This window comes from Pseudomonas shirazensis (assembly GCF_014268785.2).
GTDB lineage: Bacteria > Pseudomonadota > Gammaproteobacteria > Pseudomonadales > Pseudomonadaceae > Aquipseudomonas > Aquipseudomonas shirazensis.
On record NZ_JABWRD020000001.1, the window covers coordinates 2413868 to 2440108 of the forward strand.

The window sequence follows — 26241 nt, forward strand, 5'->3', positions numbered from 1 at the left end:
CTAGGATACGCGGCATTTCTGGAGGACCCATGGTCGAGCACGATTTCCGCTATACCCTATTCAACCCGCAACACACCCTGATCGAATGCCGCGCGCTGGTGCCGGGGCGCTACCAGGTGACCGGTAACGGTGGTTCGATCCAGAAGGACGATGTCCTGCTGGTGACGCTCAAGGGCAGCAAAGACCTGAGCATGCGCCTGACCGTCGAAAGCGTGCGTCACCTGATCAACCCGAGCGGCCAGTGGGTTGCCGTGGCCAGCGGCCCGGCGTTCAAGGAGCTGGCGATTCTCAACTGGCAGATCAAGTGCGACAGCTGTGAAGCCGTGCTCGACTTCGAATTTGCCGTGGACGCCAAGCTCGGCAGCAAAGGCCACAAGCCAGCCGCCAGCGAGCGCGTAGCGGCATTGGGTTGGGCCAGCAAGGGCGACAAGCATGTGTGCCCACGCTGCCAGGAGAGCGCCCAGTGAAAAACCTGCTGAGCGCGCTGTTGATCGCCGGCAGCTTGCTGGGCTGCGCCTCGCAGCCGTCAGCGCTGCGCCAGGACCAAGGCTATGTGCTGGAGTGGATCGGTGAGCGCCCGCTGATGGATTACAGCAACCTGACCCTGACTTTGGGTGAAGACGGCCGCGCCTATGGCAATGCCGGCTGCAACCACTGGTTTGCGCCGTACACCCTCAAGGGCGACGAGCTCAGCTTCGGCAAGGTCGGCAAGACCCGCAAGCTCTGCGCGCCCGCGCTGATGGAACAGGAGCAGCGCTTCCTGCAGGCGCTGGAGACCGTGCAGCGCTGGGATGTGTCGGCAATCGAGCAGATCCGTTTCTGGCCGGCTGAAGGTAAGCCGCTGCGCTTCTGGCCTGAAGAAAGCTGAGTGTGCTGGCTTGGGCGGGACCGCGCTGGCGGTCCCGCTTGATCGTCAGGCGCCGCCTTTGAGTGCCTTGATCTTGGCCTGCAGTCCACCCAGGGTCTGCTCGCCGAGCAGCTGCTCACGCACCTTGCCCTTATCGTCGATGATGTAGGTCACCGGCAAGGCTTCGCTGCGCGGCAGCTCGTAGCGCTCGGCCGGGTCCTGGGCGAGCACGGTGAAGTCGATGCCCAGGGTTTGCGAGGCTTGCTTGAGATCGTCGCCCTGCAACCCGTCGTAGTTGACCCCGATCACTTTGATGCCATCAGCCTGCCACTGCTTGGCGGCGGCATTCAGTTCGGGGATTTCGGTACGGCATGGGCCACACCACTCTGCCCAGTAATTGAGCACCAGCCACTGCCCCTCGATCTGCTCGGCCTTTACCGTATTGCCGTGCTGGTCCACGCCATAATCGGCACCGCAACCGCCGAGCAACAGGCTTGCAGTGATGGCCAGTGCCGCCGCCAAACGCTTTGCCATGGGTCAATCCTTCTCGAAGTATTTCAAACCTGTAATTCAGCCGCAGCGGTTAGAATAGCCGCCACACCCAGCTGGATGCGACCCGTCATGACTGATCTGACTCTCTATCATAACCCGCGCTGCTCGAAATCCCGCGGCGCCCTCGAGCTGCTCGAAGCACGCGGCCTTGCTCCACACATCGTGCGCTACCTGGAGACGCCACCGGATGCCGCTACCCTGACGGCGCTGCTGGGCAAGCTCGGCATCAGCGCGCGGCAACTGCTGCGCAGCGGTGAAGACGAATACAAAGCCCTTGAGCTGGCCAATCCGGCATTGACCGAAGCACAGCTGATCGCGGCAATGGTTGCCCATCCCAAACTGATCGAACGGCCGATCCTTGTGGCCGGTGACAAGGCTGTGATTGGCCGCCCACCGGAAAAAGTGCTGGAGATCCTGCCGTGAGCGAGCCCTATATCCTGGTGCTGTATTACAGCCGGCACGGCTCCACCAGCGAGATGGCCCGGCATATTGCCCGCGGCGTCGAGATGGCTGGCCTGGAAGCGCGCCTGCGGACCGTGCCGGCGATTTCCACCGAATGCGAAGCTGTGGCTCCCGATATCCCAACCAGCGGTGCGCTGTACGCCAGCCTGGACGACCTGCGCCACTGCGCCGGGATTGCCTTGGGCAGCCCGACCCGCTTCGGCAACATGGCGGCGCCGCTGAAGTACTTCCTCGACGGCACCAGCAGCCTGTGGCTGGGTGGTGAACTGGTCGGCAAGCCGGCCGGAGTGTTCACTTCCACCGCCAGCCTGCACGGTGGTCAGGAAACTACCCTGCTGTCGATGATGCTGCCGCTGCTGCACCACGGCATGCTCATCACCGGCCTGCCCTACAGCGAGTCGGCGCTGCTGGAAACCCGCGGTGGTGGTACCCCGTACGGCGCCAGTCATCATGCCGGCGCCGACGGCAAGCGCGAGCTGGACAGCCACGAAATAGCCCTGTGCCGAGCACTCGGGCAACGCCTGGCGAGCACGGCCAAGGCCTTGGGTGGCGCGCGTGGCTAAGCGTGCCAAGCCACTGCCAGCGCTGACCTGGCTGGCACCGCGGCTGCGCCTTACCCGCGCGCTGAGCCTGGCTTGCCTGGTCGGCCTGGTCGCCCTGCTGCTGGTCAATAACCTGTGGTTTGCCAACCTGCATGGGGCACGGGTCGAGGTGATCCTTGCGGTCGAATTGATCCCGCTGCTGCTGGTGCTGCCAGGCATGCTGATGGGCAGCGCACGGGCCCATGCGTGGACCTGCTTCGTGGTCAATATCTACTTCATCAAAGGCGTGCTAGCGGCGTTCGACCCAGCGCGGGCGCTGTTTGGCTGGATGGAGACCCTGGTGAGCCTGGGCCTGTTCGTCAGCGCACTGTTATACGTGCGCTGGAAGTTTCAGCATGAACGGCGGCTTGCGGGCGAATGACAGGCCGCTACCGATAGACGCGGCTCAATGGTTGACGGTGTGCGCCAGCATCACCGAGAGCTGACACAGTGGCCGGCCACTTTCGGCATGCCACTGATTGAACACCTCCTGCACCAGCGCACGATCACGCTGGCTGGTCGGCGCCTTGTCGATCACGCCCTGGGCGATCAGCGCGGCTGACATGTCGTCGGTGGGGATAAAGGTATCCTTGCCGACCATGCGCAGAAAGCGCGGTGCGGACAGGCCGCCGAGCTGATTGCCATGCTTGGCCAGGTACTTCCACAGGCCGACGATATCGGTCACCGGCCAGTCGGCGATAAAGCTGGCAAAGCTGCCGTGCTGTTTTTCGATGTCGAGGATCATCTGCGCGTTGCGTGGCACGCTTTTGAGCTTGCCCAAGTGGCGGATGATGCGCGCGTCCTGCATCAGCCGCTCTAGATGCTCGGCGCCCATCAGCACCACCTTTTCCGGCTCGAAGCCAAAGAACACCTGCTCGAAGGCCGGCCACTTGGCATCTACCAGGCTGTGCTTGAGGCCTGCGCGAAATACCCGCAGCGCCAGCGTCGACAAGTAGCGGTCGTCGCTGATGTCACGTAACTGCGCCGGGGTGCGCGGTTGTGGCAGGTACGCTTCGAGGGCCTTGGCCGAGCCGAAGCGATTCAGGCAGAACTCATGCAGCCACTGATAATCGCGCATGGGTCAGATGTTCACCACATCGAGGAAGCGCGGCGCCGCGGTTTCATCGATTTTCAGGCTGGTGAAATCGAACAGGTTGCGGTCGGCCAGTTGTGACGGCGCCACGTTCTGCATCGCGCGGAAGATGCTCTCGGTGCGGCCTGGGTGCTTGCGCTCCCAGTCGATGAGCATTTCCTTGACCACCTGACGTTGCAGGTTTTCCTGCGAGCCACACAGGTTGCACGGGATGATCGGGAATTCGCGCATGTCCGAGTAGGCCTGGATGTCCTTCTCGCTGCAGTAGGCCAGCGGCCGGATCACTACGTTGCGGCCATCATCGGCACGCAACTTGGGCGGCATGCCCTTGAGCGAGCCGTTGAAGAACATGTTCAGGAAGAAGGTTTCGACCATGTCGTCGCGGTGGTGACCAAGAGCCATCTTGGTCGCGCCGATTTCATCGGCAAAGGTGTACAGCGTGCCGCGGCGCAGGCGCGAGCACAGCGAGCAGGTGGTCTTGCCTTCCGGGATCAGTTCCTTGACCACCGAATAGGTGTCTTTCTCGACGATGTGGTACTCGACGCCCAGGGTCTTCAGGTAGGCAGGCAGAATATGCTCGGGGAAGCCTGGCTGCTTCTGGTCCATGTTCACCGCGACGATCTCGAACTGGATCGGCGCCACCTTCTGCAGGTGCAGCAGAACATCGAGCATGGTGTAGCTGTCCTTGCCGCCGGACAGGCAGACCATGACCTTGTCGCCATCTTCGATCATGTTGTAGTCGGTGATGGCTTCGCCGGCGAGACGACGCAGGCGTTTTTGCAGTTTGTTCTGGTTGACCGAGAGGGTGCCCATAGCGCTTGGAATCCGCGAGGTGTGACAAAAGCCGAGCATTTTACGCATAAAGCCGGCGCGGGCGAAGGCTTTCGCGACAATTAACCGCGCCAGGCCGACCAAAGACTGCAACGGAATCAACAACTGCGGCGACAGCGCGATTTGCTCTAAAAAGCGCCTATTGCGCAGGGATGTGCTTCCTATACTGCGACTTAAGGCCATATTACCGCTTGCTTCGGTGCCTGGCCGCGGGCCGCATGTGCTCCATCTGGGGTACGTCAGGCAACGACCATAGGAGTGACCGGTATGATCCATCACGTTCTTGGGCTGTTTACCCATCCCGACCAAGAGTGGCAGGAGATTCGTGGCGAGGAAGAATCGATCAGCCACATGTACTTGACCCATACCCTGATTCTGGCGGCCATCCCCGTCGTTTCAGCGTTTATCGGCACCACCCAGGTCGGCTGGGTGATCGGTGACCGACCGGCGGTCATGCTGACCGTTGAAAGCGCGTTCTGGATGAGCGTGATGTCGTACCTGGCGATGCTGATCGGCGTCGCGGTAATGGGCGCTTTCATCCACTGGATGGCGCGCACCTATGACGCCACGCCATCGATGGCACGCTGCATCGCGTTTGCCACCTACACCGCTACGCCATTGTTCGTCGCCGGGCTGGCGGCGCTTTACCCACACCTGTGGCTGGGCATGGTGATCGGCACGGCTGCCATCAGTTACACGGTGTTCCTGCTGTATGTGGGCTTGCCGACGTTCATGAACATCCCGGCGGATGAAGGCTTTCTGTTCTCAAGCTCCGTGCTGGCGGTAGGCCTGGTGGTGCTGGTGGCGATCATGGCGGCCACGGTGGTCATCTGGGGCCTGGGCGTGGGGCCTGTGTATACCAACTAGATCCAAACCAACACTGGGGCATCAAGTCACCGGCCGCCGCAAGGCGGCCTTTGACTGTGTGCTGACCGATGGCTCGGCAGCCTCTGGGGGGTTGCGGCATAATGCGCGGCTGAGGAGAACCTTGATCGCCATGCCCGAGTTGCTCGAATCCCGCGTTGAAGCCTGCTATCAGCAAGCCGAGGCGTTCTTCAAACGGAGCTTCATCCGCCCACAGGTGAGCTTCAAACTGCGCGGCCAGAAGGCCGGCGTTGCCCATCTGCATGAAAACCTGCTGCGCTTCAATCTGCAGTTGTACCGGGAAAACCACGAGGATTTTCTGCGCCAGACTGTGGCCCATGAAGTGGCGCATCTGGTCGCGCATCAGTTGTTTGGCGACAGTATCCAGGCCCATGGCGAAGAGTGGCAGTTGATCATGCGCGGGGTCTACGAGCTGCCGCCTAATCGCTGCCACAACTATGCGGTGCAACGGCGTACGGCGACGCGCTATATCTATCAGTGCCCGTGCCCGGAGAGTGACTTTGCCTTTACGGCGGTGCGGCACAAGCTGGTGCGCCAAGGGCGGCGGTATCTGTGCAAGCGCTGTCGGCAGGTGCTGGTGTATAGCGGGCAGACGCGGGTGGAGTGAAGCCGGCAGGGTTTTGTGGAGGTTGGACGAACTTGGGGCCGCAGAGCGGCCCCAGGTTATTGCCTGATGACTTAAGAGCGCGCTGGGCCTTCAGCTACACCGAGGTCATCGGTTGGACGAGTGTCGGTCAGCGGCGAGCCGCCCGAAGCCAGTTCAGCGTGCAGCTTGTCTTCGTCCAGCTCCTTGACCCACTTGGCAACCACGATGGTCGCTACGCCGTTACCAATCAGGTTGGTCAGGGCGCGGGCTTCGGACATGAAGCGGTCGATACCAAGGATCAGCGCCAGGCCGGCGACCGGCAGGTGGCCGACAGCAGACAAGGTCGCGGCGAGGACGATGAAGCCCGAACCGGTGACGCCAGCAGCACCTTTGGAGGCAACCAGCAGCACCAGCAGCAAGGTGATCTGGTGGCTGATGTCCATCTGCGTGTCGGTCGCCTGGGCGATAAACACGGCAGCCATGGTCAGGTAGATCGAAGTACCGTCAAGGTTGAACGAGTAGCCAGTCGGGATTACCAGACCTACTACCGACTTCTTCGCGCCCAGACGCTCCATCTTGGCCAGCATGCGTGGCAGGGCCGATTCCGAGGACGAGGTGCCAAGTACGATCATCAGCTCTTCACGGATGTAGCGGATCAGCTTGAGTACGCTGAAGCCATGCGCGCGGCAGATACCACCGAGGACGATCAGGATGAACGCCAGGCAGGTGATGTAGAAGCAAGCCATCAGGTAGCCCAGCTGCACCAGCGAGCCGACGCCGTACTGGCCGATGGTGAAGGCCATGGCACCGAAGGCACCGATCGGAGCCAGCTTCATGATCATGTTGATGATGTTGAACATGACGTGAGCGAAGCGATCGATCATGTCCAGCAATGGCCGGCCGTAGCTGCCCAGACGGTGCAGGGCGAAGCCGAAGATCACCGAGAACATCAGCACCTGGAGGATGTCGCCGTTGGCGAAGGCACCGACCACGGTGTTCGGGATGATGTTGAGCAGGAAGCCGATAGTGGTCTGCTGCGCGCCGGCGGCGGCATAGGCAGCGACACTGCTGGCATTCAAGGTGGTGACATCAATGTGCATGCCAGCGCCTGGCTTGACCACGTTGACGACAACCAGGCCGATGATCAGCGCGATGGTCGAGACAATTTCAAAGTACAACAGCGCGTAGCCGCCGGTCTTGCCGACCGATTTCATGCTCTGCATGCCAGCGATACCGCTGACGACGGTACAGAAGATGATCGGGGCGATGACCATTTTGATCAGTTTGACGAAGCCGTCACCCAGGGGTTTGAGCGCTACGCCGGTTTCAGGATAGAAGTGACCGAGCAGAATACCGACGGTGATGGCAACCAACACCTGGATATACAGCGATTTGTACAGCGGCTGACGAGTCGTCATGGCTTATTTCCTCGAGTGTGCCGGTTTCCACCCTTCCCAGGACGGGGGCACCTAAAGCGCTAACCCTCCTGCACCCGGAGGGATTTGTCGTTGTGTTCGAGCTGCCTTTGCAGGCCTCTGCCAAGTGAATAGCAAGGGCGATGCCAAAGTGCCCGAATGAGGTGCAAAGCCTGATCTATAGGGGTTGGCATGCCCAAGGACAGGGCAACCAGGCGGGCCTGAGCTGGCGGATTTCCGCCCGCTGGCGGGAAATGAACGGGCGGTTTGGCGGGAATCCGCCCGGGCGCGGGGTCAGCCGCGCTTGAACACGATCCTGAAGGCAGCACCGCCCAGCGGCGAATCGTCCAGGCTCAGCTGGGCGTCGTAGCTGTCGATGATGTCCTTGACCACGGCCAGGCCGATGCCCTGCCCCGGGTGCTGGCGGTCCAGCCGCTCGCCGCGCTGGAGGATGCGCTCGCGCTGATCGGTCGGCACACCCGGGCCATCGTCTTCGATGCACAGGAGCAGGCTGTCCGGGGTTTCGCTCAAGCTCACCCGCACCTGGCCCAGACACAGCCGGTAGGCGTTTTCCAGCAGGTTGCCCAGTAGCTCCAGCGCGGCGCCCTGCTCCATGGGTATTTCCGCCTGCGCAGGGACGACCAGGGTGATCACCACGTGCTTGTCGCGGTAGACCTTGGCCAAGGTGTTGCACAGGCTGTCGAGCAGCGGCGCGAGCTGGACACGGTCGCGAACCAGTCCGCTCTTGCGCAGGCTGGCGCGCTGCAACTGGTAGTCGATCTGCTGGCTCATGCGCTCGATCTGGCTCTGCAGCACTCGCGCCTGCTCGCGCTCGCCACTGCCGTGGCCCATGCTTTCGCCCACGCCCTGGAGCACCGCCAGCGGCGTTTTCAGGCTGTGCGCAAGATCGTCCAGTGAGTCACGATAGCGCTGACGCTGTTCGCGCTCACTGTGCAGCAGGCGGTTGAGCGAGCCGGTCAGGCGCAACAACTCGCGCGGATGTTCGCCGCTCAAGCCCTGGCGAGCACCGCTCTCGACCTGGTCCAGCTCCACACTCAGCCGACGCAGCGAGCGCAGCCCCCAGGTCAAGCCGGCCCAAAGCAGCACCAGCAAGGCCAGCAAGGCAGCGCCGAAGCCCAGGTAGAGTTTTTCCTGCAGGCCCTCGAGGGTGTCCTGATACTCGCGTACCGGTTGCAGGGCAACGATGCTGTAGGCGGCGCTCTTGCCGCCGAGCAGTTTTACTTCCACGTCGTAGACGAAGAACTCTTCACCGTTGTCCTGGCGAATGCGGGCGAACTCGTTGCCGCGGCCGTCATAACGCGGCTGGTAATTGATGTCGCGGTCGGCGGTAGCCCGCGAACGCCAGACCAGCTTGCCGTCGCGGTCGAAGATGTAGCCGATCAACCCGGTGTAAGGCAGGTTGTAGCGCTCATCCGGGAGCTGATCAGGCATTTGCAGGCGGCCCTGCTCGATACGCGCAGCGGAGATCAGCGTGGTCGCATCGGATGCCAGGCGCTGTTCGATCGACTCCTGCAGGGCCAGGCTGAAGGCCTTCTGCAGGGCCGGTAGCAGCGCCAGCATGAACAACAGCGCCAGCAGCGCCGCCGCCAGCATCAGGCGCACGCGCAGCGAACGGATCATCGGCAGCGCTCGGTGAACAGGTAGCCCAGGCCGCGCACGGTATCGATCGGTTTGAAGCCGTGCTCGCCCTCAAGCTTGCGGCGCAGCCGGCCGACCAGCACTTCGATGACATTCGGGTCGCGCTCTTCATCGCCTGGGTACAACTGTTCCATCAGGCGGTCCTTCGCCACCACCTGCTGGTGATGACGCATGAGGTATTCAAGGATGCGGTATTCATACGCGGTCAGCGCCAGCGGCTGATCGTCGAGGCTGGCTTGCTTGCGATTGAGGTCGAGCACCAGTGGCCCGGCGGCAATGGTCGACTGGGTGAAGCCGCTGGAACGGCGCAGCAAGGCATTCAGGCGCGCTTCAAGCTCCTCGAACTGGAACGGCTTGACCACATAATCGTCGGCGCCGGCCGCCAGGCCTTCGACCTTGTCCTGCCAGTTGCCCCGTGCGGTGAGAATCAGGATCGGGAAGCTCTTGCCCTGGCTGCGCAGCTGGCGGATCAAGTCCAGACCGCTCATGCCCGGCAGGCCGAGGTCAATGATGGCCAGGTCAAAGGCGAACTCCTCTGCCTGGTACAGGGCTTCTTCGCCGTTGCCGACCGCCTGGACCACATGGCCGGTTTCACTCAGGCGTGTGTGCAGATGATGGCGCAGCAGCGCCTCGTCCTCGACCACCAGCAGTTTCATGCCTTTCTCCTTATAACCATCACGGCGCTGTCTTGCCTCTCCGGCGCAGGCACGGCGCAAGGCCGCTGGCGAGCCAGCAGCCTTGTGTGTTGCAAACGCCGATACAGAGTACCAGCACGCCTTAGAACTTGTAGTTTGCCGAGAGATAGGTCTGGGCGCTGCTGGTCAGGCTCATGCTGCCGATTTTCGGCCCGCCGTGTTCGACCAGTTCGGTGCTGGCGTTGGTGCGCAGGTAGCGGTAGCCCAGTTCGACCGAGGCGTTGTCGGTGACTTCCTGGATAACGCCGGCTTGCAGGCCTGCAGCGTAGCCGTAATTGGTGTCGCGGCTGTAGCCGGAGGACTCCTGGGTCAGCTTGGTCACGCCCAGGCTGGCGCCGCCAAATAGTTTGGTGGTGTCTCCCACGGGCAGGAACAGGTCGTAGCTGCCGAGCAGGTTTTCCTGGCGCAGCTTGAGCCCGCTGTGGTCACCGGAGACGTTGTCGTAGGTCATGTAGTAGCGACCTTCGTTGTTCATCTTGCCCAGACGCACACCCCAGGTGCCGTCCTTGGCGATCACGCCGTCGGTGTTGAGGTTGTCGGTGCTGCGCGAGAGCAGCCCGGACTTACGCACTTTGTCGCTGGTCTGGCCGTAGGTCAGGCTGGCGAAGGTGTCGTCGGCGTTGGCCTGAACGCTGAAGCCGGCGGCACATACGGCCATTGCTGCAAGCAGGGTATTGACTGTTTTCATGGGTTCTTACTCCAGTTGGATGCGCTGTTTCGGTCTGGAAGCTAGAGTAAGCAAGGCGCCCTGAACCGCGGCTGAACCCTGCCTGAACCGCCGCTGAACAGCCTGCGCTTCCCTCGCCTAAAGGAGTTGCGACCATGCGTTATCTGTTTGCCCTGGCTTTGTTGAGTTGCGCCAGCCTTACTCAAGCAGCGGTGCAGACCCGGGAAATCCCTTATCAGGATGCCGACGGCAAGCGCCTGATTGGCTATTACGCCTATGACGATGCTATTGACGGCAAACGGCCGGGCGTCGTGGTAGTGCACGAGTGGTGGGGGCTCAATGACTATGCCAAGCGCCGCGCCCGCGACCTGGCGGGGCTGGGTTACAGCGCGCTGGCAATCGACATGTATGGCGATGGCAAGCACACCGAGCACCCGGCCGATGCAATGGCGTTCATGAAGGCGGCGCTGGAGAACCCGCAAGCAGCTGCCAAGCGCTTCGATGCGGGCCTTGAGCTGCTCAAGATTCAACCAAAAACCGACCCCGACAAGCTCGCTGCGATTGGCTACTGCTTTGGTGGCAAGGTCGTGCTCGACGCGGCCCGGCGTGGCGAGGAGCTGGCCGGTGTGGTGAGTTTCCACGGCGCCTTGGTCACGCAGACTCCGGCCAGCCCCGGCAGCGTCAAAGCCAAGGTGCTGGTCGAGCACGGCGCGGCAGACAGTATGGTCACCCCGGAGCAGGTCGCGGCCTTCAAGGAAGAGATGGACAAGGCCAAGGCCGACTATCAGTTTGTCAGCATCGCCGGCGCCAAGCATGGTTTCAGCAACCCCGATGCCGACCGTCTCAGTCATGGCGAGCATGGCGGGCCTGATATCGGCTATGACCAAGCGGCCGACAAAAGCTCATGGGCAGACATGCAGGCGTTTCTGGACAAGCTGTTCAAGTGACCGCTGCGCTGGCAATGGCCAGCTCTGGCACAATAGCGCCATGAACCGACTGCCGACCTGCTGCGCCCCCTTGCAACACCACTGGCCACTACCGCGCCCGATCCCCGGCGCGGTGCTGGTCAGTTGTGCGTTCGACCCGGCCAGGCTTGCTGCCGACGACTTCCAGCGCGCGGGCATCGAGCCCAACGCCAGCCTCCAGCGCTCCGTAGCCAAGCGCCAGGCCGAGTACCTGGCCGGCCGAGTCTGCGCGCGCGCCGCTCTGCTGCAACTGGACGGTCGTGACTATGTGCCCGCGACCCATGCCGACCGCTCACCGATCTGGCCGGCAGGTATCCGCGGCTCGATCACCCACGGCAAAGGCTGGGCCGCCGCCGTGGTGGCCGATGCTGCCAGCTGCCGAGGCATCGGCCTGGATCAGGAAACACTGCTGGATGAAGCCCGCGCCGAACGCCTCGCCGAAGAGATCCTCACCCCGGCCGAGCTGCAACGGCTCGACCGCAGCCAGCTGGCACTTAGCGTGACGCTGACCTTTTCGCTCAAGGAAAGCCTGTTCAAGACGCTCTATCCACTGACCCTGCAGCGCTTTTACTTCGAGCATGCAGAGCTGCTGGAGTGGTCTGCAGACGGCCTAGCGCGCCTGCGCTTGCTGACTGATTTGTCGCCTGAATGGCGCCACGGCGCCGAGCTGAGTGGCCAGTTCTGCGTCAACCACGGGCAGCTGTTGAGCCTGGTCAGCGTCTAGTCTTCAGCTTCCTGCTGGCGCGGCCAGCTCAGGCTGAAGCACGCCCCACCCAAGCCTTCACTGCGCGCAACAACCGCCCGCCCGCCGTGCCAATAGATGATTCGACGCACGATCGACAAGCCCAGGCCGTGCCCACCCGAGGCCCGGGTGCGGCTGTCGTCCAGCCGGGTGAATGGGGTAAAGATGCGCTCCCAGACGCTTTCCGGCACGCCCGGGCCGTCATCCTCGACATCGATGCGGCAGCGCTGCTGGCCCAAGTGATAGCTAACGCGCACTTCGCCCTCGGCGTGGCGCATGGCGTTGGCGACCAGGTTCTGCAGCGCACGGTGCAGATAGCGCGGCTCGGCTTCGACCCAGGCGCCGTCCTCATCGGCGCCCTGGCACAGGCCACGCAGCACATTTATCTGCGGGCGCAGCGGCGCCAGCTCGGTGATGACCCGCGCCAGCAAGGCATCCAGGTCGATGACCTGAAACTGCAAGGCTGGCGCGCCTTGTTCGAGACGCGCGTAGGTGAGCATTTCGTCGACCAGCTTGTCGAGGTCCTGGATATCGCCGTCCATCCCCGCCAGGTGCTTGGCCCGCGCCTGATCGGTGCTGGCGGTTTCGAGCATCTCCAGGCCAAAGCGCAGCCGTGCCACTGGCGTGCGCAGCTCGTGCGACACCGCCCGGACCAACTCGCGCTGCATGTTCAGCGAGCGCTGCAAGTGCTCGGCCATACCATTGAATGCCGCCGCCAGACGCCCTACCGAATCGGCGCCGCCGGCCGGCACGCGGGTATCGAGGCTGCCTTGGGCAATCTGCGTGGCCGCCGCTTCCAGGCCGGACACGCGCCGCTCCAGCTGACGTACCAGCAGGTACACCACCAGGCCGATCAGGCACAAACCGAGAAACGCGATCAGAATCAGCAATTGCGGTGGGTAGGGATTGAGCTGGTACAGCGGGCCGATTTCCAGCACCCAGGGTGAGCCGGGCACGCCGGAAAACACCCGCACCGAATCACCGTCCTTGCCCAGCGCCATCACCGTATCGCCCTCCTCGACCCGGTGGCGCTGGTCGTCATCCAGTGCCGCCCGCTCCAACCGTTGCAGGCCGATATCGAAGCCAAAGCCTTTGCTCTGGCGCAGTTGCGCCAGGCGCTGCGGCTGTTCGCTGACCGGATAACGCACCAGCTCATCAGCCAGCAGGTACACCGTGGCCCGCGCCAGCTGCTCGCTGATCTGCTTGACCTCGGCCACCAGCAGCTGGTCTTCGCGACCGATCCGGCGCAATACGCGTGCGGCATGCGGGCCGGTCTTGTCGACCACTACCAGGTCGCGGTACAGCCGCGCACGCTGGCCGCCGTCGAGGGGCAGCGCGGCCATTGGCTGGACATCCAACGGCACGCCGAGCAGGCGCTCCCACATCAACAGCGAGCGCTGGCGCTCGACTGGGTTCTGCGGCGCGAGGTTGTCGGCCATCAGGCTGAACGTGCCTTGCGCCAGGCGCTCGCGGTGCTGCTCGGCGCGCACCAGGTTGACCAGGTGCAGGCTGACCACGCCGAGCACCGCTACCAGTACCAACACCGCCAGCATGCCGCCATAGATACGCAGAAAAATCGACTTCATCAGGCCGGCGCCGCCTCAGCCACGAACAGATAGCCCTTGCTGCGCAAGGTCTTGATCAGCCGCGGATGAATGGGATCGTCACCGATCTTGGGGCGAATCCTGGAGATACGCACATCAATCGAACGGTCTTGGCCGTCGTAACCGACGCCGCGCAGGGCGGTAAATATCTGCTCGCGCGACAGCACCCGGCCGGCATGGCTGGCCAACAGCCAGAGCAGGTCGAATTCGGCGCCGGTGAGGTCGATCGGCTGCTCATCGAGCCAGGCCTCGCGCAGGCTGTTGTTGATCTGCAGCGGGCCAAAGCGCAGCGCCTGCACTTTGCTGTCGGGGCTGTCGCTGCGCCGCAGCAAGGCATTGATACGCGCCAGCAACAGCCGCGGCCGCACCGGCTTGCAGACATAGTCATCGGCGCCCAGGTCCAGGCCCTGAACCTGATCGAGCTCATCGCTGCGCGCGGTCAGCATGAGGATCACACCGTGATACTGGCCACGTACCCGCCGGCAGATGCTCAGGCCGTCTTCACCGGGCAGCATCAGGTCCAGCACCACCAGGTCCGGCTGGCTGTCGAGAATGCGCCGCACCGCGCGCGCGCCGTCTGCCTCGACCGCAACCTCGAAGCCATTGGCCTGCAGGTACTCGGCGGTCAGTTCGGCGAGACGCTGATCGTCCTCGACGATGAGGATGCGGTTGCTGGGTTGGTCCATGCCTGGCCTCTGTTGTTATGGATGGGCTGCCGCTGGTCACCTGAATGTAGCCTTGTCCGCGGATACTACGTCGCACATCTGCGCCTGCCAATCGGCTCTGTCGGCACCGCTGGTCCGAGACAGGCCAGGACGAATTAGCGTGATGCGCCGCACAGCAGTAACATTCTGCAACGGGTCATTACGGTGCGGAAAAAAAGTGAAAAGCCGTGAGGACAAGGCCTACAGCCGATACCCACGAATCACACACAATCTGTACACACGTTATCCACAGGCGGTCGCCTTGCAAACACCCTCAGACCGCATTATCTTGTATCCCCATCGCGGCGAACCACTACATGTTGGGGTTGGGCCGAAATCGAAAACACAAGTCAGCGGCGAAATTCAAGCGTTTTTTCGACCTGAACTTATGGCAATACAAGCAGCCAAACCGCTCCTGCGGAGGCAGACCGAGGCAAGCCTTGCACAGGGCCTTGTTCGGGTACGGGTGTTGCAGGCATAGCCTGGTGCCCCGACAGCAACAGATTTTGCGTTGTAACGCAGAACCTTTGACTTCGGCCAGGGAGCGGCAAGCTATTGCCCCTTATTCCTGAGTCTGTCCCGAAGTCGGCACGCCCGAGCTGGCGGATCCACGTGCGCGTGGGCTCCCCGCTCGGGCAAGCCAACTGGCGGATGGAACGGTGGGCGTGGATGACACGCCCGAACACTATTGAAACTGTGGAGACACCCACCGATGCAAACCGACACAACTCGCGAGAACCCGCAGGCCCAAGTGCCGCAGGCCGCTGATTCGAACCAGGATCTGGCTGCCACTGCGCCTGGCCAACTGCGTGTGATCAAGCGTAACGGCACTGTCGTCGCCTACACCGACGACAAGATCACCGTGGCCATCACCAAGGCGTTCCTTGCAGTTGAGGGCGGCACTGCCGCCGCTTCGTCGCGCATCCACGACACCGTTGCGCGCCTGACCGAGCAGGTCACTGCAACCTTCAAGCGTCGCATGCCGTCGGGTGGCACCATCCACATCGAAGAAATCCAGGACCAGGTCGAACTGGCCCTGATGCGCGCCGGCGAGCAGAAAGTGGCTCGTGACTACGTGATCTACCGCGACCAGCGCGCCAAAGAGCGTGCTACTCGCGCCAACAACGATGCCGTGGTCGAGCCGCACCCGTCGATCCGCATCAGCCTGGCCGACGGCAGCAAGGCGCCGCTGGACATGGCCCGCCTCAACACCATCATCAGCGAAGCCTGCGAAGGCCTGGCTGAAGTCGACGGCGAGCTGATCCAGCGCGAAACCTTGAAGAACCTGTACGACGGCGTTGCCCTGAAGGACGTCAACACTGCCCTGGTGATGACCGCCCGTACTCTGGTCGAGCGTGAGCCGAACTACTCGTTCGTCACCGCCCGCCTGCTGATGGACACCCTGCGTGCCGAAGGCCTGAGCTTCCTCAACGTAGCCGACAGCGCCACCCACCACGAGATGGCCGAGCTGTACGCCAAGGCCCTGCCTGCCTACGTTGCCAAGGGCATCGAGTTCGAGCTGCTGAACCCGGCCCTGGCCGACTTCGACCTCGAGCGTCTGGGCCAGGCGATCAACCACGAGCGCGACCAGCAGTTCACCTACCTCGGCCTGCAGACCCTGTACGACCGCTACTTCATCCACAAGGATGGCGTACGCTTCGAGCTGCCACAGGTGTTCTTCATGCGTGTGGCCATGGGCCTGGCGCTGGAAGAGAAAGACAAGGAAGCGCGTGCGATCGAGTTCTACAACCTGTTGTCGTCGTTCGACTACATGGCCTCGACCCCGACCCTGTTCAACGCCGGTACCCTGCGTCCACAGCTGTCGAGCTGCTACCTGACCACCGTGCCGGATGACCTCTCGGGCATCTACCACGCGATCCACGACAACGCCATGCTGTCGAAATTTGCCGGCGGCCTGGGCAACGACTGGACGCCAGTGCGCGCGCTGGGCTCTTACATCAAGGGCACCAACGGCAAATCCCAGGGCGTCGTGCCGTTCCTCAAAGTGGTCAACGACACCGCCGTTGCGGTCAACCAGGGCGGCAAGCGCAAGGGCGCGGTCTGCGCCTACCTGGAAACCTGGCACCTGGACATCGAAGAATTCATCGAACTGCGCAAGAACACCGGTGATGATCGTCGTCGTACCCACGACATGAACACTGCCAACTGGATCCCTGACCTGTTCATGAAGCGTGTCTTCGATGACGGCCAGTGGACTCTGTTCTCGCCGAACGAAGTACCTGATCTGCACGATTTGACCGGCAAGGCCTTCGAAGAGCGTTACGAGTACTACGAAGCCATGACCGAGTACAACAAGATCAAGGTGTTCAAGACCATTCAGGCCAAAGACCTGTGGCGCAAGATGCTGTCGATGCTGTTCGAGACCGGCCACCCATGGTTGACCTTCAAGGACCCATGCAACCTGCGCTCGCCGCAGCAACACGTCGGCGTGGTCCACAGCTCGAACCTGTGCACCGAGATCACCTTGAACACCAACAAGGACGAGATCGCAGTCTGCAACCTGGGCTCGATCAACCTGCCGAACCACATCGTTGACGGCAAGCTCGATACCGCCAAGCTGCAACGCACCGTCAACACTGCCGTGCGCATGCTCGATAACGTGATCGACATCAACTACTACTCGGTACCGCAGGCACGTAACTCGAACCTCAAGCACCGTCCGGTCGGTCTGGGCATCATGGGCTTCCAGGACGCACTGTACCTGCAGCACATCGCCTACGGCTCCGACGCTGCCGTCGAGTTCGCCGACAAGTCGATGGAAGCGGTCAGCTACTTCGCCATCCAGGCCTCGTGTGACCTGGCTGACGAGCGCGGCGCCTATGAGACCTTCCAGGGTTCGCTGTGGTCCAAAGGCATCCTGCCACTGGACTCGCAACAGATCCTGATCGAAGCCCGTGGCCAGAAGTACATCGACGTCGACCTCAACGAGAGCCTCGACTGGGCACCGGTACGTGCTCGCGTACAAAAAGGTATTCGTAACTCGAACATCATGGCCATCGCGCCAACCGCGACCATCGCCAACATCACTGGCGTATCGCAGTCGATCGAGCCGACCTACCAGAACCTGTACGTGAAATCGAACCTGTCCGGCGAGTTCACCGTGATCAACCCGTACCTGGTGCGCGACCTCAAGGCCCGCGGCCTGTGGGACTCGGTCATGATCAACGACCTGAAGTACTACGATGGTTCGGTGCAGCAGATCGAGCGTATCCCGCAAGAGCTGAAAGACCTCTACGCCACCGCGTTCGAAGTCGACACCAAGTGGATCGTCGATGCCGCCAGCCGTCGCCAGAAGTGGATCGACCAGGCGCAGTCGCTGAACCTGTACATCGCCGGCGCTTCGGGCAAGAAGCTCGACGTGACCTACCGCATGGCTTGGTACCGTGGCCTGAAAACCACCTATTACCTCCGTGCCCTGGCCGCGACCAGCACCGAGAAGTCGACCATCAGCACCGGCAAGCTCAACGCCGTTTCCAGCGGCGGCGACAGCGCCCCGGTCCAGGCCGCAGGTCCAGCACCTGTGCCGAAGGCCTGCGCGATCGACGAGCCGGATTGCGAAGCTTGTCAATAAGGCCGGCGCAGCGCTGAGCTGACATCACCGCAGCCATTGCCCACCCGGTAATGGCTGCGGTTTTTTTTGCCTGCGCGGCAGCGCTTGAGCCAGGCTTGGCGAGGCCCTTGCGACGCCCGATCGCGCCCTGTCATCAGGCGCTTACAGGCAATCCTTCTGTTTGACCCTGATCAAGATAAAACACCATATGCAGTGTGCGGAAAAATAAAGCAGCACAAGATGTAGGAACAAATCGTATTTAGCGCTAGACTCACATCCCGTAACAAGCAGCCGGATTCGAGTGAACACAGGCGTGCTCTGCGGGTCAAAAAATTACCATCCGTAGCGGCCGAGGCGCCCCGATCCAGCCTCGTTTCCGGTATACTTCGCGCCCCCCGAAAGGGCTAGCTGACTACAAGATTTCCAGCGCCCTGGCCCCTCGTTCGAGGACAGGCCAGCCGCTGAGCCAGACACCTTTAAATGTGACGAGAGCACGCTCTCAGCGCCCGCCGTAACGCCTTGTGGGCATTGCGCTGTACAGGCATCACTTGAAAATCCAACCGGTTGCCGCGCGCAACCCTCTAGCAGGAGCCATGACATGCTGAGCTGGGACGAATTCGACAAAGAAGACGACGAACTTGCCGTAAAAAGCAGCACCCCGGCGCAGGCCAAAGCCGCCGCCACCCTCGACAGGCTCGACAGCGCCGGTGGCGCCGCCGCCCTTGAAGCACGTGCTGCCACGGCTGCCGACTCGGACGCGGTCAAGCGTGCCAAGGCTGCCCTGGACGACCTCGACATCGCCGAAGGCCTGGCTGAACTGGAAGGCTCCGCGGCCCGCGTTGCGGTCGACGAGAAGCGCATGATCAACTGCCGTGCCGACCTCAACCAGCTGGTACCGTTCAAGTACGACTGGGCCTGGCAGAAGTACCTCGACGGCTGCGCCAACCACTGGATGCCGCAAGAGGTCAACATGACCGCCGACATCGCCCTGTGGAAAGACCAGGACGGCCTGACCGAAGACGAGCGCCGCATCGTCATGCGCAACCTTGGCTTCTTCTCCACTGCCGACTCGCTGGTTGCCAACAACCTGGCCCTGGCCGTGTACCGCCTGATTACCAACCCGGAGTGCCGCCAGTACATCCTGCGCCAGGCTTTCGAAGAGGCGATCCACACCCACGCCTACCAGTACTGCATCGAGTCGCTGGGGATGGATGAAGGCGAGATCTTCAACATGTACCACGAGATCCCGTCGGTCGCGAAGAAGGCTGCCTGGGGCTTGAAGTACACCCGCGCCATCTCCGACCCGGAATTCAACACCGGCACCCCAGAGACCGACAAAGAACTGCTGCGCAACCTGATCGCCTACTACTGCGTGCTGGAAGGCATCTTCTTCTACTGCGGCTTCACCCAGATCCTGTCGATGGGCCGTCGCAACAAGATGACCGGCGTTGCCGAGCAGTTCCAGTACATCCTGCGTGACGAGTCGATGCACCTGAACTTCGGTATCGACGTGATCAACCAGATCAAGATCGAGAACCCGCACCTGTGGGATGCGGCGATGAAGGAAGAAGCCACCCAGATGATCCTGCAAGGGACCCAGCTGGAGATCGAATACGCTCGCGACACCATGCCGCGCGGCGTGCTGGGCATGAACGCAGCGATGATGGAGGACTACCTCAAGTTCATCGCCAACCGTCGTTTGACTCAGATCGGCTTGAAGGAAGAGTACCCAGGCACCACCAACCCGTTCCCGTGGATGAGCGAGATCATGGACTTGAAGAAAGAGAAGAACTTCTTTGAGACGCGTGTGATCGAGTATCAGACCGGTGGGGCGTTGAGCTGGGATTGATATTGATCTTGGTGAAGCCCTGAAACGGGCTGTCAGCTGGATTATTGGGGCCGCTTTGCGGCCCCTTTGCTTAATCTGTCATACGATGTCTGTAGCAAACCCAAACACCCTGCACCAGAGCCCTCGGGCGCGTATCATCCCCTACCCCGCCGCTGAATCCTGCCTAACACCCCATTGACAAGCTTTTCCCCCACCGTTAATAATCTGCAAAGTCGTACGACAACACACAACAAAAACAACAATTCAGTGAAGCCCCTATGACGATCTCAGCCCTCCCCCACGCTGTTCGCCTTCGCCGTTCTCTCCAGCCCAGCACTGCCCGCGGCAGCTAGCCCTCGCGCGCAGGCTCGAAACCGTTTGGCCTGACCGGCCTCGCCAACACCCCGCCACTGCCGCTGGCCGCTTGCACGCGCCTGGCATACGGAAAGTTTCACCCTCAGGGAGCACAACAATAATGAAAATCCGCCAACACCTTCCCCTTGCGCTGTTCAGCGCAACCGCCCTCGGTGCATTGCCGCAGGTGAGCTTTGCCGCAGGTTTCATGGAGGACGCCAAGGCCACGCTGGGCCTGCGCAACTTCTACATCAACCGCAACTTCGTCGACCCGGCCAACCCGCAGAGCAAGGCCGAGGAATGGACCCAGAGCTTTATCCTCGATGCGCGCTCGGGCTTCACTGAGGGGCCGATTGGCTTTGGTGTGGATGTGCTGGGGATGTGGTCGGTCAAGCTCGATGGCGGTGGCGGCACCTACGGCACTGGGCTGCTGCCGCGACATGATGATGGCCGGCCGGCAGATGACTATGGCCGTCTTGCAGTGGCGGGCAAGGCGCGGATCTCCAAGACTGAATTGAAGATCGGCGAGTGGATGCCGGTGCTGCCGATCCTGCGCTCGGACGACGGTCGTTCGCTGCCGCAGACGTTCCGCGGCGGTCAGGTGACGTCCAACGAGATCGCCGGGCTGACCCTGTACGGCGGTCAGTTCCGGGGCAACAGCCCGCGTAACGACGCAAGCATGGACGACATGATCTACGGCGGCGCTGCCTCGGACCGCTTCAACTTCGTTGGTGGTGAGTACAAGTTCAACCAGGACCGCACCTTGTTCGGGCTGTGGAACGCAGTACTCAAGGACGTCTATCAGCAGCAATACCTGCAGGTCAGCCACAGCCAGCCGGTCGGTAGTTGGACTCTGGGTGCCAACCTCGGTTACTTCCAGGGTGAAGACGACGGCGCCAAGCGCGCGGGCGAGCTGGACAACAAGACCTACTCAGGGATGTTCTCGGCCAAGGTCGGCGGCAACACCTTCTATGTCGGCCTGCAGAAGGTCAGTGGCGATACCTGGATGCGGGTCAACGGCACCAGCGGCGGCACCTTGGCCAACGACAGCTACAACGCCAGCTTCGATAACGCCAACGAGCGTTCGTGGCAGGCGCGGCATGACTTCAATTTCACTACCGTCGGCGTGCCCGGGTTGACCCTGATGAACCGCTACATCAGTGGCCGCGAGGTGCACAGTGGCGCCGTTACCGATGGCAAGGAGTGGGTGCGTGAGTCGGAGCTGGCCTATGTGATCCAGAGCGGCACCTTCAAGGACTTGAGCATCAAGTGGCGCAACTCGACCATCCGCCGCGACTTCAGCAGCAACGAGTTCGACGAGAACCGTTTGATCTTCAACTATCCGTTGTCTCTGCTGTAACAGCGGTTTATGGGGTGTCAGTGCTGGCCTCTTCGCGGGTGAACCCGCTCCCACAGGGGTCGCAGGGAGGCTGTGGCAGTGACAAAACAGACACGGCAAGCATTGACAACCTTGCGAATCACTACCGATAATCCAGCACAGTCATACGACAACCTACAACAACTCAAAACAAACGAGCTTGCCATGACTATCACACCGTTCAAGCGCCTGCTGCTCACCGGAGCCGCAGGCGGCCTCGGCCAGGTGCTTCGCGAGCGCCTCAAAGGTTACGCCGAAGTACTGCGCCTCTCCGACATCGCAGCAATGGCGCCCGCCACCAGTGCTCAGGAAGAAATTGTCGAATGCGACCTGGCCGATAAGGCCGCCGTGCACCAGTTGGTCGAAGGCGTCGACGCCATCTGCCATTTCGGCGGTGTTTCGGTCGAGCGCCCTTTCGAAGAGATCCTCGGCCCTAATATCTGTGGCGTGTTCCACCTCTACGAGGCGGCGCGCAAGCATGGGGTCAAGCGGATCATCTTCGCCAGCTCCAACCACACCATCGGCTTCTACAAACAGGACCAGCAGATCGACGCTCGTGCTCTGCGGCGCCCGGACGGCTACTACGGGTTGTCCAAGTGCTACGGCGAGGACGTTGCCAGCTTCTACTTCGACCGCTACGGCATCGAGACCGTCAGCATCCGCATCGGCTCGTCGTTCCCCGAGCCGCAGAACCGGCGGATGCTCAGCACCTGGCTGAGCTATGACGACCTGACCCAACTGATCGAGCGCGGCCTGTTCACCGAGCAAGTCGGCCACACCGTGGTCTACGGCGCCTCGGCCAACCGTGACGTGTGGTGGGACAACCGCCATGCCGCGCACCTGGGCTTCCAGCCGAAGGACTCCTCCGAGGTGTTCCGCGCCAAGGTCGAAGCGCAACCAGCGCCAGCCGCCGATGACCCGGCGATGGTGTATCAGGGTGGCGCGTTTGTCGCTGCCGGGCCATTCGACTGATCCACCACTCGCAAGGAGGCTGTCTACCGTGAACTACGAACTGATCGTGGATGCGCGCAATGCCACCGGCGAAAGCCCGGTGTGGGATGTTGCCGAGCAGGCGCTGTACTGGGTCGATATCCCTGCCGGCCAGCTGCACCGCTGGACGGCCGCCGATAGCGCTCATCAAAGCTGGCAAGCGCCGCAGATGCTCGCCTGCATCGCCCGCTCGGCCAACGGCAGCTGGATTGCCGGGATGGAGGATGGCGTCTATGCGCTGACTGCCAATGCCCAGGGCAAGCTCGACAGCCGCCTGCTGAGCGCGGTTGAACATGGCGCCGAGGGCATGCGCTTCAATGATGGCCGCTGCGACCGCCAGGGCCGTTTCTGGGCTGGCAGCATGCTGATGAACATGCAGCAGGCGGCGCCGCTGGGTGCCCTGTATCGGTATGACGGCGAGGGCCGGCCGCTGCACCTGCAGCTGGAGCAGATGATTGTGCCCAACGGCCTGGCGTTCAGCCCGGACGGTTCGCGCATGTACCTGTCCGACTCCCACCCCGACGTGCAGCGCATCTGGCAGTTCGACTACGACGTCGACACCGGCACCCCGCACAACCAGCGCCTGTTCGTCGATATGCGCGGCTTCCCGGGCCGGCCTGACGGCGCTGCCGTGGATGCCGACGGCTGCTACTGGATCTGCGGCAACGATGCAGGCCAGGTGCACCGCTTTACTCCCGATGGACGACTGGACCGCTCACTCAATGTGCCGGTGAAAAAGCCGGCGATGTGCGCCTTTGGCGGGCGCAACCTGGACACCTTGTTCGTGACCTCGATCCGCCCCGGCGGCGACCTGCACGATCAGCCGTTGGCCGGTGGCGTGTTCGCCCTGGACGCGGGCGTGCAGGGCCTGCCAGAAACAGCCTGGCGCAGCTGAACCGAATCCCGCTGCACCCGTGCGATACCCAAATAATAACAACACTGGAGCGTCACCATGGTCTTCAAACGCAAGCTGCTTCTGGCCGTACTCCCGTTGGCGATCAGCCTCTCCGGCACCGCCTCGGCGCTGGATATCAAGTTCGCCGAGATCCATCCGGCCGGCTACCCGACCGTAGTTGCCGAGCAGAACATGGGTAAAAAACTCGAAGCCGCCAGCAATGGCGAGATCACCTTCAAGATGTTCGCCGGTGGCGTGCTCGGCTCGGAGAAGGAAGTCATCGAACAGGCGCAGATCGGCGCGGTGCAGATGACCCGAGTCAGCCTCGGTATCGTCGGCCCGGTGGTGCCGGATGTGAACGTGTTCAACATGCCGTTCGTGTTCCGCGATCACGAGCACATGCGCAAGATCATCGATGGCGAGATCGGCCAGGAGATCCTCGACAAGATCACCAATTCCGAATTCAACCTGGTCGCCCTGGCCTGGATGGATGGCGGCACGCGCAGCATCTACACGAAAAAACCAGTGCGCAAGATCGAAGACCTCAAGGGCATGAAGATCCGTGTGCAGGGTAACCCGCTGTTCATCGACATGATGAACGCGATGGGCGGCAACGGCATTGCCATGGACACCGGCGAGATCTTCAGCGCCTTGCAGACCGGGGTGATCGACGGCGCGGAAAACAACCCGCCGACCCTGCTCGAGCACAACCACTACCAGAGCGCCAAGTACTTCACCCTGACCGGCCATCTGATCCTGCCTGAGCCGGTGGTGATGTCCAAGACCACCTGGGAAAAACTTACGCCTGAGCAGCAGACCCTGGTGAAGAAAGTCGCCCGTGAAGCGCAGATGGAAGAGCGTGCGTTGTGGGACGCCAAGTCGACCGCCAGTGAAGAGAAGCTCAAGGCTGCCGGGGTGGAGTTCATCGTGGTCGACAAAAAGCCCTTCTTCGACGCCACTGCGCCAGTGCGGGAAAAGTACGGCGCGCAATACGCCGATCTGATGAAGCGTATCGCCGAAGTCCAGTGACCTGCGGCCCCTCCCCAGCTAGATGCGGCTGCACGGCTACGTGCAGCCTCGGTGGTGCTTTATGAAAACACTTGTGTTGCGTGTCAACGATACCTTGTACAGCGGTTGCATCTGGGTGGCGGGGCTGTCGATCCTTACCATGACGCTGATCATTCCCTGGGGCATTTTCGCCCGTTACGTGCTCGGCAGCGGTTCGAGCTGGCCGGAGCCGGTGGCGATCCTGCTGATGGTGGTGTTCGCCTTTATCGGCGCGGCCGCCAGCTATCGGGCGGGTGCGCACATGGCCGTGACCACGGTCACCGATCGCCTGCCACCGGCACAGCGCAAGGCAGCGGCACTGCTGGTGCAGGTGCTGATGCTGCTGGTCTGCGCGTTCATGACCTTCTATGGCATCAAGCTGTGCGTGACTACCTGGAACCAGTTTCTCGCCACCCTGCCGTCGATTCGTGTGGGCATGGCCTACGCGCCGATCCCGGTCGGCGGGGCGATCACTCTGCTGTTCGTGCTGGAAAAACTCTTCTACGGCGATCAGAGCCATCGCCAGGTAATGCGCTTCGATGTCGTCGAAGAAAGCGAAGGAGCGGCATAAATGGATGCGTTCATTTTGTTGGGCAGCTTCATCGCCCTGATCCTGCTAGGCATGCCGGTGGCGTATGCGTTGGGCCTGGCCGCTCTGGTCGGGGCCTGGTGGATCGATATTCCACTGCAGGCAATGATGATTCAGGTTGCCAGCGGGGTTAACAAGTTCTCGCTGCTGGCGATTCCGTTCTTCGTGCTGGCCGGTGCAATCATGGCCGAGGGTGGCATGTCGCGGCGGCTGGTGGCGTTTGCCGGGGTGCTGGTGGGGTTTGTCCGTGGCGGCCTGTCGCTGGTCAATATCACCGCCTCGACCTTCTTTGGCGCGATCTCCGGTTCGTCGGTGGCCGACACCGCATCGGTCGGTTCGGTGCTGATCCCGGAGATGGAGCGCAAGGGCTATCCCCGTGAGTTCTCCACTGCGGTGACCATCAGCGGCTCGGTGCAGGCACTGCTGACTCCGCCCAGCCACAACTCGGTGCTGTACTCGCTGGCGGCCGGCGGCACGGTATCGATTGCCTCGCTGTTCATGGCCGGGGTCATGCCAGGGCTGTTGATGAGTGCGGTGTTGATGGGCCTGTGCCTGATCTTCGCCAGGCGCCGCAACTACCCCAAGGGTGAGGTGATCCCGCTGCGCCAGGCGCTGAAAATCGCCGGTGAAGCGCTGTGGGGCTTGATGGCGATGGTGATCATCCTCGGCGGCATTCTGTCCGGGGTGTTCACCGCGACCGAGTCGGCGGCGATTGCCGTGGTCTGGTCATTCTTCGTGACCATGTTCATCTACCGCGATTACAAGTGGCGCGACCTGCCGAAGTTGATGCACCGCACGGTGCGGACAATCTCGATCGTGATGATCCTGATCGGCTTTGCCGCAAGCTTTGGCTACGTGATGACGCTGATGCAGATCCCGTCGAAGATCACCACGCTGTTCCTGACCCTGTCGGACAACCGTTACGTGATCCTCATGTGCATCAACTTCATGCTGCTGCTGTTGGGCACGGTGATGGACATGGCGCCGCTGATCCTGATCCTGACGCCGATCTTGCTGCCGGTGATCACTGGCATCGGCGTCGACCCGGTGCATTTCGGCATGATCATGCTGGTCAACCTGGGTATCGGTCTGATCACGCCGCCGGTGGGCGCGGTGCTGTTCGTTGGCTCGGCCATCGGCAAGGTCAGCATCGAGGCGACGGTCAAGGCAATGCTGCCGTTCTATGTGGCGCTGTTCCTGGTGCTGATGGCAGTGACCTACATCCCGGCTATCTCGCTGTGGCTGCCGAGCGTGGTGCTGTAACTGTGACAGGCGGGCCTGCGGGCCCGCCCTCCCCCCTG

General features: G+C 62.2%; 26 protein-coding genes. 17 read left to right on the forward strand and 9 right to left on the reverse strand.

Going from position 1 to position 26241, the window contains the following annotated elements; all coding sequences use genetic code 11:
* Positions 1 to 29: 29 nt before the first annotated feature.
* Both HU736_RS11075 and HU736_RS11080 read left to right on the forward strand, forming a co-directional pair.
* Entirely contained in the window at positions 30 to 467 is a 438-nt protein-coding gene (locus HU736_RS11075; protein WP_101321755.1) for a hypothetical protein, read from the forward strand.
* Positions 464 to 868, forward strand: a complete 405-nt coding sequence (locus HU736_RS11080) for an META domain-containing protein (RefSeq protein WP_101321756.1) — start codon at positions 464 to 466, stop codon at positions 866 to 868. The genes HU736_RS11075 and HU736_RS11080 overlap by 4 nt, the downstream gene beginning before the upstream one ends.
* 45 nt (positions 869 to 913) lie before the next feature.
* Here HU736_RS11080 and HU736_RS11085 read toward each other — a convergent pair whose 3' ends face one another.
* Positions 914 to 1381 (reverse strand): TlpA disulfide reductase family protein, encoded by a 468-nt coding sequence (locus HU736_RS11085; protein ID WP_186701630.1) that lies wholly within the window; start codon positions 1379 to 1381, stop codon positions 914 to 916.
* An 87-nt stretch (positions 1382 to 1468) separates the two neighbouring features.
* Here HU736_RS11085 and arsC point away from each other — a divergent pair, with 87 nt between their 5' ends.
* The 3 genes from arsC to HU736_RS11100 are packed head-to-tail and all read left to right on the forward strand — an operon-like array spanning position 1469 to position 2824.
* A complete protein-coding gene (gene arsC / locus HU736_RS11090) occupies positions 1469 to 1822 on the forward strand; it encodes an arsenate reductase (glutaredoxin) (RefSeq protein WP_101321758.1) in 354 nt (117 codons plus the stop codon).
* Complete coding sequence (wrbA, locus tag HU736_RS11095; RefSeq protein WP_186701629.1) at positions 1819 to 2424, forward strand: NAD(P)H:quinone oxidoreductase; 606 nt, start codon at positions 1819 to 1821, stop codon at positions 2422 to 2424. The genes arsC and wrbA overlap by 4 nt, the downstream gene beginning before the upstream one ends.
* Positions 2417 to 2824, forward strand: a complete 408-nt coding sequence (locus HU736_RS11100) for a DUF2069 domain-containing protein (RefSeq protein ID WP_186701628.1) — start codon at positions 2417 to 2419, stop codon at positions 2822 to 2824. Before wrbA ends, HU736_RS11100 begins: the two co-directional genes overlap by 8 nt.
* A 24-nt stretch (positions 2825 to 2848) precedes the next feature.
* On the opposite strand, the gene HU736_RS11105 is transcribed toward HU736_RS11100, so the two are convergent.
* Together HU736_RS11105 and ttcA are read right to left on the reverse strand one after the other, a co-directional pair.
* On the reverse strand, positions 2849 to 3520 hold the full coding sequence (locus tag HU736_RS11105; protein ID WP_103438293.1) for a DNA-3-methyladenine glycosylase I: 672 nt from the start codon (positions 3518 to 3520) through the stop codon (positions 2849 to 2851).
* Between the two features lie 3 nt (positions 3521 to 3523).
* Positions 3524 to 4348, reverse strand: a complete 825-nt coding sequence (gene ttcA, locus HU736_RS11110) for a tRNA 2-thiocytidine(32) synthetase TtcA (protein WP_181089940.1) — start codon at positions 4346 to 4348, stop codon at positions 3524 to 3526.
* Positions 4349 to 4633: 285 nt separating this feature from the next.
* On the opposite strand from ttcA, the gene HU736_RS11115 reads away from it, so the two are divergent.
* Both HU736_RS11115 and HU736_RS11120 read left to right on the forward strand, forming a co-directional pair.
* A complete protein-coding gene (locus tag HU736_RS11115) occupies positions 4634 to 5233 on the forward strand; it encodes a Yip1 family protein (RefSeq protein ID WP_101321762.1) in 600 nt (199 codons plus the stop codon).
* A 124-nt stretch (positions 5234 to 5357) separates the two neighbouring features.
* Positions 5358 to 5858: a SprT family zinc-dependent metalloprotease gene (locus tag HU736_RS11120; RefSeq protein WP_347402159.1), complete on the forward strand. Its 501-nt coding sequence runs from the start codon at positions 5358 to 5360 to the stop codon at positions 5856 to 5858.
* Between the two features lie 71 nt (positions 5859 to 5929).
* On the opposite strand, the gene HU736_RS11125 is transcribed toward HU736_RS11120, so the two are convergent.
* The 4 genes from HU736_RS11125 to HU736_RS11140 all read right to left on the reverse strand — a co-directional run bounded on the left by HU736_RS11125 (position 5930) and on the right by HU736_RS11140 (position 10294).
* The gene (locus HU736_RS11125) at positions 5930 to 7255 is read right to left on the reverse strand and encodes a dicarboxylate/amino acid:cation symporter (RefSeq protein ID WP_103438296.1); all 1326 of its coding nucleotides are present in this window, start codon (positions 7253 to 7255) and stop codon (positions 5930 to 5932) included.
* 291 nt (positions 7256 to 7546) lie between these two features.
* Positions 7547 to 8893 (reverse strand): ATP-binding protein, encoded by a 1347-nt coding sequence (locus HU736_RS11130; protein ID WP_186701627.1) that lies wholly within the window; start codon positions 8891 to 8893, stop codon positions 7547 to 7549.
* Positions 8890 to 9567: a response regulator gene (locus HU736_RS11135; RefSeq protein ID WP_101321766.1), complete on the reverse strand. Its 678-nt coding sequence runs from the start codon at positions 9565 to 9567 to the stop codon at positions 8890 to 8892. The genes HU736_RS11130 and HU736_RS11135 overlap by 4 nt, the downstream gene beginning before the upstream one ends.
* A 121-nt stretch (positions 9568 to 9688) precedes the next feature.
* Positions 9689 to 10294: an outer membrane protein gene (locus HU736_RS11140; protein ID WP_101321767.1), complete on the reverse strand. Its 606-nt coding sequence runs from the start codon at positions 10292 to 10294 to the stop codon at positions 9689 to 9691.
* 134 nt (positions 10295 to 10428) lie between these two features.
* Between HU736_RS11140 and HU736_RS11145 the strand changes: the two genes are divergently transcribed.
* Complete coding sequence (locus tag HU736_RS11145; protein ID WP_186701626.1) at positions 10429 to 11220, forward strand: dienelactone hydrolase family protein; 792 nt, start codon at positions 10429 to 10431, stop codon at positions 11218 to 11220.
* A gap of 40 nt (positions 11221 to 11260) precedes the next feature.
* On the forward strand, positions 11261 to 11962 hold the full coding sequence (locus tag HU736_RS11150; protein ID WP_103438299.1) for a 4'-phosphopantetheinyl transferase family protein: 702 nt from the start codon (positions 11261 to 11263) through the stop codon (positions 11960 to 11962).
* On the opposite strand, the gene HU736_RS11155 is transcribed toward HU736_RS11150, so the two are convergent.
* On the reverse strand, positions 11959 to 13569 hold the full coding sequence (locus HU736_RS11155) for an ATP-binding protein (RefSeq protein ID WP_186701636.1): 1611 nt from the start codon (positions 13567 to 13569) through the stop codon (positions 11959 to 11961). The two genes, HU736_RS11150 and HU736_RS11155, sit on opposite strands and share 4 nt — an antisense overlap.
* Positions 13566 to 14270: a response regulator gene (locus tag HU736_RS11160; RefSeq protein ID WP_103438301.1), complete on the reverse strand. Its 705-nt coding sequence runs from the start codon at positions 14268 to 14270 to the stop codon at positions 13566 to 13568. The genes HU736_RS11155 and HU736_RS11160 overlap by 4 nt, the downstream gene beginning before the upstream one ends.
* Before the next feature lie 730 nt (positions 14271 to 15000).
* On the opposite strand from HU736_RS11160, the gene HU736_RS11165 reads away from it, so the two are divergent.
* The 8 genes from HU736_RS11165 to HU736_RS11200 all read left to right on the forward strand — a co-directional run bounded on the left by HU736_RS11165 (position 15001) and on the right by HU736_RS11200 (position 26203).
* Positions 15001 to 17880, forward strand: a complete 2880-nt coding sequence (locus tag HU736_RS11165; protein WP_186701625.1) for a ribonucleoside-diphosphate reductase subunit alpha — start codon at positions 15001 to 15003, stop codon at positions 17878 to 17880.
* A gap of 577 nt (positions 17881 to 18457) precedes the next feature.
* The gene (locus HU736_RS11170; protein WP_103438303.1) at positions 18458 to 19708 is read left to right on the forward strand and encodes a ribonucleotide-diphosphate reductase subunit beta; all 1251 of its coding nucleotides are present in this window, start codon (positions 18458 to 18460) and stop codon (positions 19706 to 19708) included.
* A gap of 454 nt (positions 19709 to 20162) precedes the next feature.
* Positions 20163 to 21401 carry an OprD family porin gene (locus tag HU736_RS11175; RefSeq protein ID WP_186701624.1) on the forward strand — a complete coding sequence of 413 codons (1239 nt, stop codon included), beginning with the start codon at positions 20163 to 20165 and terminating at the stop codon, positions 21399 to 21401.
* A 183-nt stretch (positions 21402 to 21584) separates the two neighbouring features.
* Complete coding sequence (locus HU736_RS11180; RefSeq protein WP_186701623.1) at positions 21585 to 22391, forward strand: NAD-dependent epimerase/dehydratase family protein; 807 nt, start codon at positions 21585 to 21587, stop codon at positions 22389 to 22391.
* Positions 22392 to 22419: 28 nt separating this feature from the next.
* A complete protein-coding gene (locus HU736_RS11185) occupies positions 22420 to 23304 on the forward strand; it encodes a glucurono-1,5-lactonase (protein ID WP_186701622.1) in 885 nt (294 codons plus the stop codon).
* 57 nt (positions 23305 to 23361) lie between these two features.
* Positions 23362 to 24333: a TRAP transporter substrate-binding protein gene (locus tag HU736_RS11190; protein WP_103438307.1), complete on the forward strand. Its 972-nt coding sequence runs from the start codon at positions 23362 to 23364 to the stop codon at positions 24331 to 24333.
* Between the two features lie 61 nt (positions 24334 to 24394).
* The gene (locus tag HU736_RS11195) at positions 24395 to 24922 is read left to right on the forward strand and encodes a TRAP transporter small permease (protein WP_103438308.1); all 528 of its coding nucleotides are present in this window, start codon (positions 24395 to 24397) and stop codon (positions 24920 to 24922) included.
* Entirely contained in the window at positions 24923 to 26203 is a 1281-nt protein-coding gene (locus HU736_RS11200; RefSeq protein WP_186701621.1) for a TRAP transporter large permease, read from the forward strand.
* Positions 26204 to 26241 lie beyond the last annotated feature (38 nt).

What these genes read in the sequence shown, in the direction of transcription:
- HU736_RS11140 (WP_101321767.1), bottom strand. Translation starts at nt 10,294, where the DNA reads ATGAAAACAGTCAATACCCTGCTTGCAGCAATGGCCGTATGTGCCGCC.
- HU736_RS11075 (WP_101321755.1), top strand. Translation starts at nt 30, where the DNA reads ATGGTCGAGCACGATTTCCGCTATACCCTATTCAACCCGCAACACACC.
- HU736_RS11150 (WP_103438299.1), top strand. Translation starts at nt 11,261, where the DNA reads ATGAACCGACTGCCGACCTGCTGCGCCCCCTTGCAACACCACTGGCCA.
- HU736_RS11115 (WP_101321762.1), top strand. Translation starts at nt 4,634, where the DNA reads ATGATCCATCACGTTCTTGGGCTGTTTACCCATCCCGACCAAGAGTGG.
- ttcA (WP_181089940.1), bottom strand. Translation starts at nt 4,348, where the DNA reads ATGGGCACCCTCTCGGTCAACCAGAACAAACTGCAAAAACGCCTGCGT.
- HU736_RS11130 (WP_186701627.1), bottom strand. Translation starts at nt 8,893, where the DNA reads ATGATCCGTTCGCTGCGCGTGCGCCTGATGCTGGCGGCGGCGCTGCTG.
- HU736_RS11190 (WP_103438307.1), top strand. Translation starts at nt 23,362, where the DNA reads ATGGTCTTCAAACGCAAGCTGCTTCTGGCCGTACTCCCGTTGGCGATC.
- HU736_RS11175 (WP_186701624.1), top strand. Translation starts at nt 20,163, where the DNA reads ATGAAAATCCGCCAACACCTTCCCCTTGCGCTGTTCAGCGCAACCGCC.
- HU736_RS11170 (WP_103438303.1), top strand. Translation starts at nt 18,458, where the DNA reads ATGCTGAGCTGGGACGAATTCGACAAAGAAGACGACGAACTTGCCGTA.
- HU736_RS11160 (WP_103438301.1), bottom strand. Translation starts at nt 14,270, where the DNA reads ATGGACCAACCCAGCAACCGCATCCTCATCGTCGAGGACGATCAGCGT.
- arsC (WP_101321758.1), top strand. Translation starts at nt 1,469, where the DNA reads ATGACTGATCTGACTCTCTATCATAACCCGCGCTGCTCGAAATCCCGC.
- HU736_RS11085 (WP_186701630.1), bottom strand. Translation starts at nt 1,381, where the DNA reads ATGGCAAAGCGTTTGGCGGCGGCACTGGCCATCACTGCAAGCCTGTTG.
- HU736_RS11125 (WP_103438296.1), bottom strand. Translation starts at nt 7,255, where the DNA reads ATGACGACTCGTCAGCCGCTGTACAAATCGCTGTATATCCAGGTGTTG.
- HU736_RS11145 (WP_186701626.1), top strand. Translation starts at nt 10,429, where the DNA reads ATGCGTTATCTGTTTGCCCTGGCTTTGTTGAGTTGCGCCAGCCTTACT.
- HU736_RS11135 (WP_101321766.1), bottom strand. Translation starts at nt 9,567, where the DNA reads ATGAAACTGCTGGTGGTCGAGGACGAGGCGCTGCTGCGCCATCATCTG.
- HU736_RS11180 (WP_186701623.1), top strand. Translation starts at nt 21,585, where the DNA reads ATGACTATCACACCGTTCAAGCGCCTGCTGCTCACCGGAGCCGCAGGC.
- HU736_RS11105 (WP_103438293.1), bottom strand. Translation starts at nt 3,520, where the DNA reads ATGCGCGATTATCAGTGGCTGCATGAGTTCTGCCTGAATCGCTTCGGC.
- HU736_RS11165 (WP_186701625.1), top strand. Translation starts at nt 15,001, where the DNA reads ATGCAAACCGACACAACTCGCGAGAACCCGCAGGCCCAAGTGCCGCAG.
- HU736_RS11195 (WP_103438308.1), top strand. Translation starts at nt 24,395, where the DNA reads ATGAAAACACTTGTGTTGCGTGTCAACGATACCTTGTACAGCGGTTGC.
- HU736_RS11200 (WP_186701621.1), top strand. Translation starts at nt 24,923, where the DNA reads ATGGATGCGTTCATTTTGTTGGGCAGCTTCATCGCCCTGATCCTGCTA.